This window comes from Mucilaginibacter sp. McL0603 (assembly GCF_049992945.1).
Taxonomy (GTDB): Bacteria; Bacteroidota; Bacteroidia; order Sphingobacteriales; family Sphingobacteriaceae; genus Mucilaginibacter.
Genome location: NZ_CP188251.1, coordinates 5,056,442 through 5,070,145 on the forward strand (window position 1 = coordinate 5,056,442; position 13,704 = coordinate 5,070,145).

The window sequence follows — 13,704 nt, forward strand, 5'->3', positions numbered from 1 at the left end:
CCAAGTCTACGGGCGACTTATCTCTTTAAGAAGATCCTTCGTTCCTCAGGATGACAATATTGATATAGCTTACCCCTGCCCTACGCCGTGGCAATTCTTATATTTTTTGCCGCTGCCGCAAGGACAAGGATCGTTACGTCCTATCTTTTGCTCAACCCTTACCGGGGTTGCTTTTTGTGTTTCTCTGAAATCATCCATCGGCATGCCATTTGCCTCAGCTACCAATTCTGGTTTCGAGGTGCGCAGCTTTTTCATATCTGTTTTAGGCTGAGGTTTGGCTTCCCTTATTTCCTCTGGCTCCTGCTGAACCGGTATACCGCCCCTGAACAGGAAGCTCACCAATTCTTTATTCACCGTAGCCAGCATTTGGCGGAACAGCTCAAACGCTTCGAACTTATAAACCAGCAATGGGTCTTTTTGTTCGTAAACTGCGTTCTGTACAGATTGCTTTAACTCATCCATCTCGCGCAGATGCTCTTTCCATGCATCATCTATCAGATAAAGTACCACGCTCTTTTCAAACGATTTAAATACCTCTACCCCTTTATTTTCAACTGCCTTTTTAAGCGGAACAGAAACCTGGAGGGCATTAATACCATCTGTGAACGGCACCACAATATTTTCAATATACTCGCCACGGGTGGTAAATACATCTTTTAACACAGGGTATGCCTGGTTAGCTATTGCTTCTGATTTACGCTTGTAGAATGCAGTTACTTCGTAGAATACCTTATCCGTCAACGGGTTGATATGCGTTGAAGCAAATTCATCTTCGTTAATTTCAGTATCTACAGAGAACAACCGGATCAGCTCCAATTGGAAACCTTCATAGTTATTTTCCTCTTTGTATTGGGTAACCACATCAGCCACCACATCAAATACGGTGTTGTTGATATCTACTTCCAAACGTTCGCCGAACAAAGCATTTTTACGCTTAGCATAAATAACCGTACGCTGCGAGTTCATCACATCGTCATACTCCAACAAGCGCTTACGTATACCGAAGTTGTTTTCCTCTACCTTTTTCTGGGCACGTTCGATAGATTTAGTGATCATCGAATGCTGTATCACCTCGCCTTCTTCAATACCCATGCGTACCATCAGGTTAGATATACGCTCTGATCCGAACAAACGCATCAGGTTATCTTCCAGTGATACAAAGAACTGTGTTGAACCCGGGTCACCCTGGCGTCCTGAACGGCCACGTAACTGCCTGTCCACACGGCGCGACTCATGGCGCTCTGTACCTACAATGGCCAAACCACCTGAATCCTTTACACCTGGCCCTAATTTTATATCCGTACCACGACCAGCCATGTTGGTGGCGATAGTCACCGTACCGGCCTTACCAGCCTCAGCAACAATATCTGCTTCTTTCTGGTGCAACTTGGCGTTCAATACGTTGTGTTTGATACCACGTAGCTTAAGCATACGGCTCAGCAACTCAGAAATATCTACTGAAGTAGTACCCACCAGTACTGGTCGGCCAGCCTGCGTTAACTGTACAATTTCATCTGCTACTGCATTATATTTTTCGCGGATGGTACGATAAACCAGATCCTGGCGGTCATCACGTATAATATTGGTGTTGGTTGGTATTTCAACAACATCCAGTTTGTATATTTCCCAGAACTCACCTGCTTCGGTAACGGCAGTACCCGTCATACCACAAAGCTTGTGGTACATCCTGAAATAATTTTGCAGGGTGATGGTAGCAAAGGTTTGTGAAGCATCTTCTACTTTCACATTTTCTTTTGCCTCGATAGCCTGGTGTAAACCATCCGAATAACGACGGCCATCCAATACACGACCAGTCTGCTCGTCAACGATTTTTACCTTGCCTTCGTCAATAATATACTCGGTATCTTTTTCAAATAAAGTATAAGCTTTCAGCAATTGATTTACTGAGTGAATACGTTCTGATTTGATCGAGAAATCACGCATCAAAGTATCTTTCCTTGCGATCTTTTCCTCAGCGCTTAAGTTTGATTTTTCAATCTCAGCTATTTCCGAACCCACGTCAGGCATCACAAAGAAATGCGGATCTTCACCCGAAGCTGTGATCAGCTCGATACCTTTTTCGCTCAGTTCAACCTGGTTATTCTTTTCATCTATTATAAAGTACAATTCGGCATCAACCTTAGGCATTTCCTTGCTCTGATCCTGCATGTAGTAATTCTCCGTCTTCAATAAAACCTGCCTGTTACCGCCTTCGCTCAGGTATTTAATTAATGCTTTGCTCTTAGGCAATCCACGGTGCGCACGTAATAATGCTAAACCACCTTCATCTGTTCCGGTTTTGCCTTCTGCTATCGCTTTCTTGGCCTCATTAAGTACACCATTGATATAGCTTTTCTGGGTATTTACCAGGCGTTCGATACGTGGTTTCAGTTCATAAAACTCATGTTCATCACCGCGCGGAATAGGGCCCGAAATGATCAAAGGCGTACGGGCATCATCGATCAATACCGAGTCAACTTCGTCCACCATGGCATAATGCAGCTTGCGCTGTACCAATTCTTCAGGGGTACGTGTCATATTGTCACGCAGATAATCAAAGCCGAATTCGTTATTGGTACCAAAAGTAATATCAGCCAGGTATGCAGTGCGGCGCTCTTCAGAGTTTGGTTCATGTTTATCGATACAATCAACCGATAACCCGTGGAACTCATACAGAGGCCCCATCCATTCAGAGTCACGTCGTGCCAGGTAATCATTCACCGTTACAATGTGAACACCTTGTCCGGCTAAAGCATTTAAGTAAGCAGGCAATGTTGCTACCAGCGTTTTACCTTCACCTGTTGCCATTTCGGCAATTTTACCCTGGTGCAATACCACACCACCTATCAACTGCACGTCGTAATGCACCATATCCCAGGTAACTTCGTTACCGGCGGCAAGCCAGGTATTATGGTGTGTAGCCTTATCACCCTTTATTACTACGTTACCTTTGCGTGCTGCAAGGTCGCGGTCAAATTGGGTTGCGGTAACCTCAATGGTCTTGTTTTCTTTAAAACGGCGGGCCGTTTCTTTTACCACTGCAAAGCCTTCCGGCAGGATATCCATTAATATCACTTCCAGTTCCTTGTTGCGATCTTTTTCAAGCTTATCTGCCTGGGTATAAAGCTCTACCTTTTCGCTTACATCAAGGTCGGGGTTATTTTCTATCCTGTCCTTAATTTCCTGCAATTCAGCATCAATCCCGGCAAGGCCTTGTTTTATCGTTTCTTTAAAAGCTATGGTTTTAGCACGGAGCTCATCATTGCTGATACCGTCCAGTTTTGAAAATTCAGATTTGATTTTCTCCACTATCGGCAGTATGCCTTTCACATCACGTTCCGATTTGCTTCCAAAAAGCTTGCTTATAAAATTCAACATATTTAATTTGATATAATCCTACAAACTCAACAATTGCGCCATAGCAATTTATGAGGTCATAATGGCAGGCAAAGGTACATTTTTGGGCGGAATTCTTAATGTGCAAATATGCAGATGTGCGGATGTGCAGATAATTTAATTTACAAATGCACAGATATGCAAATTTTCAAATCGAATTTCTTTTACTTCAACCATCTGTACATCCATTATACATTTTTTCATTTGCACATCTACACATTTGCACATCCATTTGCATATCTGCACATCTATTAAATCATCTGTACATCCATTATACATTTTTTCATTTGCACATCTACACATTCGCACATCTGCAAATCCATTTACATATCTGCATATTCGCACATCTGCACATCTATTAACACATCTGCATATTAAACATCATCCTCCTCATCTTCGTCAAAATCATCATCTTCAAAATCATCAAAAAACTTATCTTCATCAAACATCAGCTCTTCCAGTTTCTCCTGTTCTGGTGTACTGGCATCAAAACGGATAGCCCAATTATCGGGTATATCGTAACTTTTATCAAATCCCCTTATCCAATCAACAAATGCCAGCCTGAATTCTTCAACCTTTTCCCGCATCAGGGTCACATAATCTTCTTCATTTATCTCAACCATCGCGGCAAATATTACCGCATTAAGCATATCGTGTGCCGCCAGTTTAATCAAAACCGCATTCTGCATCTTGAGCGAATACAAACCACCGCCCTCTGCACCGGCAATTTTCACCTGCATTATCATCGCATTACTTAATATCTCACTGTCCAGGTGCTCTTTTTTATCATCCTCTTTCAAAGTTTCGGCTATAACATTTGCCAGTTCCAGTATCTCTTCTGATTTTTGAAAAACGGGCAACTTGCGGTATTTATCCAACCTTTTAGACATATTGTAAAAATAATCTTTAACGGCTATAATTTGTTTTAAACTGTTTTAAAAAATTGCTCTCTCTCAAAGAATCGTAATAATTACAAATTTATTGTCCCAAAATATAAACAGATCGGATGAATTTGCACATCCGCACATTTACACATCTGCACATTATTTACACATCTGCACATTAAAAACTATCTTTGGCGAATGAATATCCTGCTCCTCGGTTCGGGCGGAAGGGAAAGCGCCTTCGCCTGGAAAATAGCCCAAAGTCCAAAATGCAGCCAGCTTTTTATTGCACCCGGCAACGCCGGAACTTCACAATACGGCAAAAATGTCAATATAAAAGCTACTGACTTTAAAGCTATTGGCCAGTTTGCCCTTGACAATGCCGTAGATATGGTATTGGTTGGACCCGAAGAACCATTGGTAAAAGGTATTCATGATTTTTTCCTGGCTGATGAGAAACTAAAAAGCATCCCTGTGATAGGCCCGCAACAAGAGGGTGCACAACTGGAAGGCAGCAAGGATTTTTCTAAAGAGTTCATGTTCAGGAACAATATTCCAACTGCTGCTTCCAAAACTTTTACCTGCGACACTTTAGAAGATGGTTTAGCATACCTGGCAACCCAGGGCTTACCCATCGTTTTAAAAGCCGATGGATTAGCTGCCGGCAAGGGTGTATTAATTTGCACTACATTACAGGAAGCACAGCAGGAACTAAAAGAAATGCTCACCGAAGCCAAATTTGGCGATGCAAGTTCAAAAGTCGTGATCGAGCAGTTCCTACAGGGTATAGAACTTTCAGTCTTTGTAATGAGTGATGGTGTAAATTATAAAGTTTTACCCGAAGCCAAGGACTATAAACGTATTGGCGAAAGTGATACCGGATTGAATACCGGTGGCATGGGCTCTGTTTCACCGGTTCCGTTTGCAGATGCCGCTTTTATGCAGAAAGTAACCGATAGGGTGATCATCCCAACGGTTGAAGGACTGAAGAAAGAAAACATCCCTTATAAAGGCTTCATTTTTATAGGATTGATGAACTGCGAGGGCGAGCCTTTCGTAATCGAATACAACTGCCGCATGGGCGATCCGGAAACTGAAAGCGTAATGCTGAGAATAGAATCAGACTTCGTCGATCTGCTAACAGGTGTTGCCGAAGGAAACTTAAATGAAAAAGAATTGGTTATTTCTGCCAAAACTGCCGCCACGGTGGTTATTGTAGCAGGAGGATATCCAGGCGAATACCTTAAAAATAAAGTAATAACCGGCACTGAAAACGTTCGCGATTCACACGTATTCCATGCCGGTACTTCCATGCAGGGAAATGATGTGATCACTACCGGCGGTCGAGTTTTAGCGATCTCAACTTTACAGGATAATATATTTGATGCCCTGCAACAAGCCACTGCTGACGCCAGTCGCATCTATTATGACGGCATGTATTTCAGGAAAGATATTGGATTTGATTTGTTGTAGTCATTGGTCATTTGCTGACGCGTCATTAGTCATTTGTTAATTAAATCAGAAGGCTGAACTGCTTTATGCAACTCAGCCTTTTTCAATGACCAATGACTAATAACCAATGACTGTTATATTTTACCAAATATCTCAGCTAATTTATCTGTAAGGTCAAGACCCATTAGATTTTTGCCGACTATTTTGCCATCCGGATCTATCAGGAAGTTTTGGGGGATAGCACGTACGCCGTACAGATCGGCAGTTTTACTTTTCCAGAACTGCAGGTCGGATACATGCGTCCATGTCAAACCATCTTTATGGATCGCGGCCAGCCATTTATCTTTAGCATTAGGTTTGTCTAATGACACACTTAATATGGTAAAGTTTTTGCCTTTATACGTATTAAAGGTTTTTACCACATGCGGATTTTCCCTGCGGCACGGGCCACACCATGATGCCCAGAAATCAACCAGCACATATTTTCCTCTGAATGAGGATAGGTTGATCACCTTGCCGCTCGTATCAGCCTCAGCAAACTCAGGGGCTGTTGCGCCAATAGCTACTGCTTTTAATTTAGGCAATCTATCGCCGAATTCTTTTCCGCGTTCAGATTGTTTTACCTCATCAGTTAATCCATTGTATAATGGCGCTATGTCAGCATAGTCATTACTGTAAGCAAATGATTCCAATGCATTCAGACTGATAAAAGAACCAGGATTGTCTTGTATAAATTTTTTATTGATGGCATTTTCTTTCGCCTCCAATGCTTTTGTTTCGCTATGGATATCTCTTTCAAAAGCATCTGAATTCCTTTGCTCTGGTGCAGTGTTCTTAATTTTGGCTTCCAGCGCATCATCTTCCGCATTCACCTGCTTCACAGCTTCCTGGTACTGAATATTCTCAGTGTTGGTTTTAGGGCCATCCACTTTGGCATTTTTCAGCAAATCACTGCTGGTGATGGTAACAGTGCCTTTTTCAAGGTATATTTCCTTATAATCTTTGTAACTGGCACCTGTGCCTTTCTCACTGAAAATAAGGTATGCATCTACAGGAACATTACCTACCGAACCGCTAAACTGGAATTTACCATCTTTTAGTGTAACAGAATCAGTCAACGTTTTCCCTTTAACGTAGGTTTGCAGGTACACTTTAGCCGGTGCGTTATAAGTACCTACTGTCCCCTGCACAATATACTTACCGTCCTGTGCAAAACCCATTGCCGGTAATAATACAGCAATTGCGAAAGTCAATTTCTTCATAAGTTTTCCTATTGAGTATTCAATAATAGCAATATTATTTGTGCATTTAGGGATCGAAAATCCGAAATCAAAAATTAATTGCTTTTACCCAACACCTTTTCCAGTTCAGCTTTCAAATCATCACCACGCAGGTCCTGCGCTATGATCTTGCCGGTAGGGTCTATCAAAAAGTTTTTTGGTATGCTTTGCACATAATATAATTGCGCTACCGCATTGTTCCAGAATTTAAGATCCGATAATTGTGTCCATCCACCCAAATGGTCGCTTCTGATGGCGTTTAACCAGGCGAAAGCATTCTCGCGTTTATCCAATGAGATGCCAATTATCGTAAAGTTCTTATTCTTATACTGATTATATACCTTCACAACATTTGGATTTTCCTGGCGACATGGACCACACCATGAAGCCCAAAAATCAAGCAGCACGTATTTACCTCTGAAAGATGAAAGTTTTACCGGGTGACCAAGCGTATCCGCTTGTTCAAAATCAGGCGCCATAGAGCCGTTTGCGGTAGTTTTTAAACTTTCTAATGCATTTCTGAGCGTCCTGGCTGTTTCAGTGTCTTTCAAATCTTTGGATAGTCCGTCCAGCAAAGGTAAAAGCTCGTTAGGGTCAGGCGAAGGGCCACCCAATGTACCAATTGTAAGCAAGCTTAAATAACTATCAGGGTTAGCTTGTATAAAGGCTTTAAGCGCATTATGATAATCTGTTTGTATCACTTTTAGCTTTGCCTGCAAGTCATTTTGATCAACTGCTTTGTTCGCATTTGCCGGATCATTGCTGGATTTTACCGCATCACTCATCAGCTTATTTGTCCGGTCTCCGGCTTCCTGATTAATAGCAAGCAGCTTTTTATACTGATCATTTATTGGTGAGCCTGTGATCTGCGCCTTATAAGCTGAGTCGGGGCTTTGGATATTGATCTTCCCCTTTTCAAGATATAACACCAGCTTATCCGAATTTGGACCAATATCCATTTTGGCTGATCCTACTCCCTTATAATCTACCACTATAATTGCAAGCGACGGATACATGATGTCGCCCTTAAATTCAAAAGCGCCGTTTACCGCCTGTGCCGAATCCAGCACCTTATTCGAACCCAACTGATAACCTATATAAACTTTAGCGTTCAGGCTACCAAACTTGCCAACCACATCAAAAGGTTGCGGAACCTGTGCAAACGCCATTACAGGCAATGTAAGCAACAGGCAAAAAAGTAATTTCTTCATTTATACTGTCTAAATAATGATTTTGATAACGTTTATTTTGTTAATGAATTGTATATCAGTTTAATTTTTGGTAGGTGCGCCACCAAAGATCGGGCATTTCGCCTGCAACAGCCGTCTTATAATCATCATACCTGCAGGGCACCAGGTGAAAGCGTTCATTCATCGAGCCGCCTGTTGGATATGGCACCTGCATCCACCAGCGGTCAGATTTTTTGCTTTTCACAAATACTACCTCATGGTCGTCGTGCTTCAAACTGGTTTTATAGATCAGATACTGCGATTTAGGGTTTAACGGAAAATCTCGTTTACGGTTGTAAAATCCGTCAATAAAATACCATATCATTTGTGCTACCAAAGTAGCCGTTTGGCCATTACTATCATAAGCCGGGTTAAATTCATAAAACCCTATCGAACTTAGCTTATCATTAAAACCTGCATAACGGGCTATTTGACAAGCTTCTTCACCATAAAAACCATTAGGTGTAGCATTAGCATTGCCCGTAGCATCTGATGAACGGATAGCCCCGATATCAAAGCTGATCATATTCGCATTACGGATAATGGGCTCTGTCACTGCTACCTGTCCGGTTATCTCGCCCAGCCTGTGCACATCAAAATAAAGCTTATCCATCACCCGCAAACTTTCCTGGCTCGAAAAATAGGTTTGATACCCCAGGTTACTGTAATTAAATAGATAATTCGGTTCGTGTAAAAATATTTTATTCAGATAGGATGCCGAGGTAGTCTCCAGACTTTCTGTTGCGGTTTCATCGTCAAGATCAAAACGCGGATCAACAACTACCAGGTCAACTTTTTGTTCCAGTTCTTCATAAGCCATGTACTGAGCGTAGGTTATATCCTGTCCGCCGCCAATAATGATGGGCAGTATATTCTTTTTTATCAGCTCATGTGCCACAGTTTTAACCGCGAAGTAGGTATCGGTAATAGTTGCTCCCTGCCGGATATTACCCAGATCGGCAATTTTGGTTTTATAGCTGCCTTCGAATAACTGGTAAAGCTTTTCTCTTACATAATCCGGCCCTAAGGCGCATCCGGGGTTATTAATCGCATTCCTATCATCCTGAACACCGATAATAGCAATATCCGTTTTCTGATTCAGGTCAGGAAAATCAACTGAAAAGTGCGCTATCTTATCCCCTAAATGACTGGTATAATACCCATTTTTAGGCATTATGCTTTTAAGATCTATCGGCGTAAAAAAATCAGATAAAGACATTTATGGATGTGCAAATTACTTTTGATGTGCAAATATGCAGATGTGCAGATTTTAATATGCAGATGTGCAGATGTGCAAATGTGCAGATTTTTTTAATACGCAAATATGCAGATGTGTAAATGTGCAGATTTTTTTATCTGAAATAGCATTTTCCAATTTCTTAACTCCAGTCGCCTGCTCATCAATTTGCAAATCCACACATTTGCAAATCCATACATTTGCACATCTGCACATTCGCACATCTGCACATCTATTCGCATATTTGCACATTAAAATACATATTAAATAAGATGATACTGGTTACGGGTGCAACAGGTTTTCTGGGTTCTGAAGTGGCAAAGCAATTGGTGTTGCAAGGCAATCCTATCCGATGTATTAAACGCAGTACTTCAAAAATACCTCCACTTTTATCCTCCTTACAAGCAAGTATAGAATGGGTTGAGGCTGATTTGCTGGACATCTTTGCACTGGAGAATGCTCTCGAAGGCATCACACAGGTTTATAACTGCGCAGCATGGGTCTCATTAAAACAGGCCGACAAAGAGCCGATGATCTACACCAACGTAACCGGCACGGCTAACCTTGTAAATTTATGCGTAAAAAATAACATACGGGTAGTACATGTAAGCTCAGTAGCTGCTGTTGGCGATGCCAAGCCCGGCGAATTGATCACCGAAAATCATCACCTCGACCAGGCCATTGAGACCGATGGTTATGCCATTTCCAAGCTGGAAAGCGAAATGGAAATATGGCGTGGTATTGCGGAAGGATTAGATGCCGTAATCGTTAATCCATCCATTATCATAGGAGTCAATGCCGGGACCGAAGGCAGTGGCGCATTATTTGAGACTGTACGCAAGGGACTTAAGTTTTATACTACCGGCAGCGGTGGCTTTGTGGATGTTGAAGATGTTGCCAAATGTATGATCACCCTGATGAACACCAATATTAGTGGTGAACGTTTCATCATCAGTGCCGAAAACCATAATTATAAAGAACTGACTGCTGAAATAGCGCGGGGCTTCGGCATAGAACCACCAGCTAAACTTGCCAAACCGTGGATGATGGAACTAGCCTGGCGCGGGGCAGCTTTAGCGGCATTTATTACCCGAAATGCTCCTTCTATCGATAAAGTATCAGCAAAAGCTGCATCGCTGACAAAGAATTTTGATAACAGTAAGATCAAAAAAGCCATCAATATTCAATTTAAGCCATTGAGCGGTTCTATTAAAGAGGTTTGTGTGGCATTGAAAATTGTCTGAACCAGGATTTACAGAATTGATACTCCGGATAAAATTCAAATAATTCTTAAATTCGTTTAATTCCGGTTCAGACAGATTAAACCCAATGAAGAAATACCTTTTCCTATTGGCAATATGCCTATGCGGCTGTGTGCACAATGAGCAGCAGTCAAAAGCCGAGAACGTGGCTGAAATCTATATTCGTACAGAATTGAGTAACCCTAAGAATTTTAAATCCGTCTCCTTTTCTGCATTAAAAAAAAGACGTTACACTACCGCGCTGGATAGCTCGATGACTTATGCCGGTGCAAATGCCGATAGCAGGCAGACTATGGAGAAATACGTCGACAGTGAAAATGGCCAGCGGCCTGATCTTGCTATTAATAATGACAAGGACATTTATAATATCGAACACAACAAACTCAGCTACTACTTGCTCATTTATTCATTCAGGATCGATTCAGCGGGGCAGAAAAAATTAAGAAAATACCGCTTCGAACTGGACACAGCCTGCAATATTATTAATGCTACCGATATTACAAATAGTCGCAGTACCGGGGAGTAATGTCATCACTCGTTAATTTCTTTCGTTGATATTAGCCTTAGATAATATACCATTGAAACAATACACAATACCAATAGTTGAAATTACAGTTCAACATTAATAAGATGATAGCAAGAATATGGCATGGGAAAACCAACAAGTCCAAATTTGATGAATACAGTGCAATACTGGAAAAAATTGCTATCCCCGATTATCAAAAAACTGACGGTTTTAAAGGCCTGACATTTTTGAGAAATATTGTTGGGGACGAGGCTCATTTTAACCTGATAACCTATTGGGAAAATATGGAAGTAATTAAAAACTTTGCCGGCGAGGACTTTGAAAAGGCCAAGTACTACCCCATTGATAACGACTACTTATTAGAGTTTGAAGAGAAGGTACAGCATTATGAGGTATTTGCGAGTATAACTATTTAATACGCTTTTCTGCAAGGACTTATCAACACTCTCCATACTCTATCAACAAACTCAACATTTGTTATGATGCATCGCAACTAATTTGCACCTTTGCAGGCAGTATGGACCAGTACTTTATTATCGATTTTGATAGCACATTTACGCAGGTTGAGGCATTGGACGAGCTTGCACGTATTTCGCTAAGAAAACATCCCGACAGGGAGCAAATTTATCAGCAGATAGAGGATTATACTAACGCCGCCATGGAGGGCCGTATACCTTTCAGCGAAAGTTTGGAAGGCCGTGTAAAGCTGCTGCAAGCCAATCGTGAGCATTTAAAGCAACTGATTACCCATTTAAAAAAGAAGGTATCTACCTCGTTCTCACGCAACAGCGCTTTCTTTAAACAACACCAGGACAATGTACTCATCGTGTCTGGCGGCTTTAAGGAGTTTATTACCCCGGTTGTTTCCGAGTACTATATCAAGAAGGAAAATATTTACGCCAACACTTTTGTGTTTGACGAAAACGATAATATCGTAGGCTACGACCGCGAAAATCCGCTATCACAAGAAGGCGGTAAAGTAAAGCTGCTGAGGCAGATGAACCTGCAGGGCGAGATATTCGGCATTGGCGATGGCTATTCTGATTTCCAGTTAAAGGAATCCGGACTGATCAAAAAATTCTTTGCCTATACTGAAAATATCGAACGCAAATCTGTAGCCGAAAAAGCCGACCATATTACACCAAGCTTTGATGAGTTTTTGTTCATCAACAAGCTGCCGCGTGCTATATCCTACCCTAAAAATCGTATTAAATGTTTGGTTGTGGGTGATATTGAAGAAGAGGCATTGGAACAAATGCGCAAGGAAGGCTATAACATTCGCCAGAAAGAAAGCATCGAGGAAAAATACCTGGAAGAAGCAGGTGTATTGTTTTGTGATGAGGCCAATCAACCTACTCCGGAGCAATTACAAAATGCAGGCAGATTAAAAGTGATTGGTTGTTTCGGTCGCGTGGCAAGCCGCAAACTGGCAGAAGCCGCATGCGAAAACGGTATCATTATATTTGACGATCCGAAATACAACCCCCGCAATGTAGATTTTATCCCCAAAAGGGTAATCGCATTTATGAACGAGGGTAAAACACACATGAGCTGCAATTTCCCTGATCTGCAGCCACCACGTAATGACAATACCCACCGCTTAATACACATCCATACCAACGTACCGGGTATACTGGCGCAAATAAATGGTGTATTGGCAAGGCATAATATCAATATTGTAGGTGAATTCCTGGTAACCAACGCACAGATAGGCTATGTGCTCACCGATGTTACAGCCGGATACCGCAAACAGGTACTAAACGAACTGAAAGCTATTGATCATACCATAAAGTTTAGATTGCTTTATTAATATTGGTTGATTAAGTTGATTGTGAGAGTGGTTGATTAGGTTGATGTAAAAAACTCAATCAACCTTATTCTAACCTAATCCAACTCAATCAACTAACTCTCCTCCCTTAAAGGCACAACCAGCACCGGCACGTGCGAATGGCGCACTACATGTTCGGATACACTTCCCATTATTAGCCTGTTAAGTCCTGTGCGGTTGTGGGTGCCAACCACTATCAGATCTGCATTAAATTCTACGCTGCATTTCAGTATACCATCGGCAGTTGAGCCGTATTCGGTAAAATGGGTAACCTTCCGGTCGCCGGCAAACTTTTTTATGGTTTGCTGAATAACATTTTCTGCCGACTCAGATTGTATTTTAATCAGTTCCGCTTCATCAATGTTCATTGATTCCATTGGTAAGCCGGTTATTACATCCGTGCTTGACTCAGGAAGTATAAGTGGCGCTACAATGCTTACAAGGCCAACATCGGCGCCAAATAGCTGCGCCATATCAAAACCTACTTCGGCTGCGTGCTCGGCATATTTATTATCGTCAACTGCGATCAGGATTTTATTTATTTTCATGGTAATTGCTTAACTATAAAGTTAATTGTTTTGTTTCTGTAATTGCAAGCTTTATTACCTTT

11 protein-coding genes are annotated in these 13,704 nt (G+C 41.7%); 5 read left to right on the top strand and 6 right to left on the bottom strand.

The window, feature by feature from the left end; genetic code table 11:
• Positions 1-69: 69 nt before the first annotated feature.
• Both secA and ACPPVU_RS23070 read right to left on the bottom strand, forming a co-directional pair.
• On the bottom strand, positions 70-3,378 hold the full coding sequence (gene secA, locus ACPPVU_RS23065; RefSeq protein WP_426669091.1) for a preprotein translocase subunit SecA: 3,309 nt from the start codon (positions 3,376-3,378) through the stop codon (positions 70-72).
• 392 nt (positions 3,379-3,770) lie between these two features.
• Entirely contained in the window at positions 3,771-4,286 is a 516-nt protein-coding gene (locus tag ACPPVU_RS23070) for a hypothetical protein (RefSeq protein WP_426669092.1), read from the bottom strand.
• 192 nt (positions 4,287-4,478) lie between these two features.
• Between ACPPVU_RS23070 and purD the strand changes: the two genes are divergently transcribed.
• Positions 4,479-5,753: a phosphoribosylamine--glycine ligase gene (gene purD, locus ACPPVU_RS23075; RefSeq protein WP_426669093.1), complete on the top strand. Its 1,275-nt coding sequence runs from the start codon at positions 4,479-4,481 to the stop codon at positions 5,751-5,753.
• A 113-nt stretch (positions 5,754-5,866) separates the two neighbouring features.
• On the opposite strand, the gene ACPPVU_RS23080 is transcribed toward purD, so the two are convergent.
• From ACPPVU_RS23080 to ACPPVU_RS23090, 3 genes are all read right to left on the bottom strand, one after another.
• Entirely contained in the window at positions 5,867-6,994 is a 1,128-nt protein-coding gene (locus ACPPVU_RS23080; protein ID WP_426669094.1) for a redoxin domain-containing protein, read from the bottom strand.
• Between the two features lie 74 nt (positions 6,995-7,068).
• On the bottom strand, positions 7,069-8,223 hold the full coding sequence (locus ACPPVU_RS23085) for a redoxin domain-containing protein (RefSeq protein ID WP_426669095.1): 1,155 nt from the start codon (positions 8,221-8,223) through the stop codon (positions 7,069-7,071).
• Between the two features lie 55 nt (positions 8,224-8,278).
• Positions 8,279-9,460, bottom strand: a complete 1,182-nt coding sequence (locus ACPPVU_RS23090) for a formimidoylglutamase (RefSeq protein WP_426669096.1) — start codon at positions 9,458-9,460, stop codon at positions 8,279-8,281.
• 290 nt (positions 9,461-9,750) lie between these two features.
• Between ACPPVU_RS23090 and ACPPVU_RS23095 the strand changes: the two genes are divergently transcribed.
• The 4 genes from ACPPVU_RS23095 to ACPPVU_RS23110 all read left to right on the top strand — a co-directional run bounded on the left by ACPPVU_RS23095 (position 9,751) and on the right by ACPPVU_RS23110 (position 13,076).
• The gene (locus ACPPVU_RS23095; RefSeq protein ID WP_426669097.1) at positions 9,751-10,722 is read left to right on the top strand and encodes an SDR family NAD(P)-dependent oxidoreductase; all 972 of its coding nucleotides are present in this window, start codon (positions 9,751-9,753) and stop codon (positions 10,720-10,722) included.
• A gap of 85 nt (positions 10,723-10,807) precedes the next feature.
• Entirely contained in the window at positions 10,808-11,266 is a 459-nt protein-coding gene (locus ACPPVU_RS23100) for a hypothetical protein (protein ID WP_426669098.1), read from the top strand.
• Positions 11,267-11,370: 104 nt separating this feature from the next.
• Positions 11,371-11,682, top strand: a complete 312-nt coding sequence (locus tag ACPPVU_RS23105) for an antibiotic biosynthesis monooxygenase family protein (protein WP_426669099.1) — start codon at positions 11,371-11,373, stop codon at positions 11,680-11,682.
• 101 nt (positions 11,683-11,783) lie between these two features.
• Positions 11,784-13,076: an HAD-IB family phosphatase gene (locus ACPPVU_RS23110; RefSeq protein WP_426669100.1), complete on the top strand. Its 1,293-nt coding sequence runs from the start codon at positions 11,784-11,786 to the stop codon at positions 13,074-13,076.
• A 92-nt stretch (positions 13,077-13,168) separates the two neighbouring features.
• On the opposite strand, the gene ACPPVU_RS23115 is transcribed toward ACPPVU_RS23110, so the two are convergent.
• Complete coding sequence (locus ACPPVU_RS23115) at positions 13,169-13,642, bottom strand: universal stress protein (RefSeq protein ID WP_426669101.1); 474 nt, start codon at positions 13,640-13,642, stop codon at positions 13,169-13,171.
• Between the last annotated feature and the right edge of the window lie 62 nt (positions 13,643-13,704).

Coding starts and splice junctions, on each gene's coding strand:
- ACPPVU_RS23100 (WP_426669098.1), top strand. CDS start 10,808: ATGAAGAAATACCTTTTCCTATTGGCAATATGCCTATGCGGCTGTGTG.
- ACPPVU_RS23085 (WP_426669095.1), bottom strand. CDS start 8,223: ATGAAGAAATTACTTTTTTGCCTGTTGCTTACATTGCCTGTAATGGCG.
- secA (WP_426669091.1), bottom strand. CDS start 3,378: ATGTTGAATTTTATAAGCAAGCTTTTTGGAAGCAAATCGGAACGTGAT.
- ACPPVU_RS23115 (WP_426669101.1), bottom strand. CDS start 13,642: ATGAAAATAAATAAAATCCTGATCGCAGTTGACGATAATAAATATGCC.
- ACPPVU_RS23080 (WP_426669094.1), bottom strand. CDS start 6,994: ATGAAGAAATTGACTTTCGCAATTGCTGTATTATTACCGGCAATGGGT.
- ACPPVU_RS23095 (WP_426669097.1), top strand. CDS start 9,751: ATGATACTGGTTACGGGTGCAACAGGTTTTCTGGGTTCTGAAGTGGCA.
- ACPPVU_RS23090 (WP_426669096.1), bottom strand. CDS start 9,460: ATGTCTTTATCTGATTTTTTTACGCCGATAGATCTTAAAAGCATAATG.
- purD (WP_426669093.1), top strand. CDS start 4,479: ATGAATATCCTGCTCCTCGGTTCGGGCGGAAGGGAAAGCGCCTTCGCC.
- ACPPVU_RS23110 (WP_426669100.1), top strand. CDS start 11,784: ATGGACCAGTACTTTATTATCGATTTTGATAGCACATTTACGCAGGTT.
- ACPPVU_RS23105 (WP_426669099.1), top strand. CDS start 11,371: ATGATAGCAAGAATATGGCATGGGAAAACCAACAAGTCCAAATTTGAT.
- ACPPVU_RS23070 (WP_426669092.1), bottom strand. CDS start 4,286: ATGTCTAAAAGGTTGGATAAATACCGCAAGTTGCCCGTTTTTCAAAAA.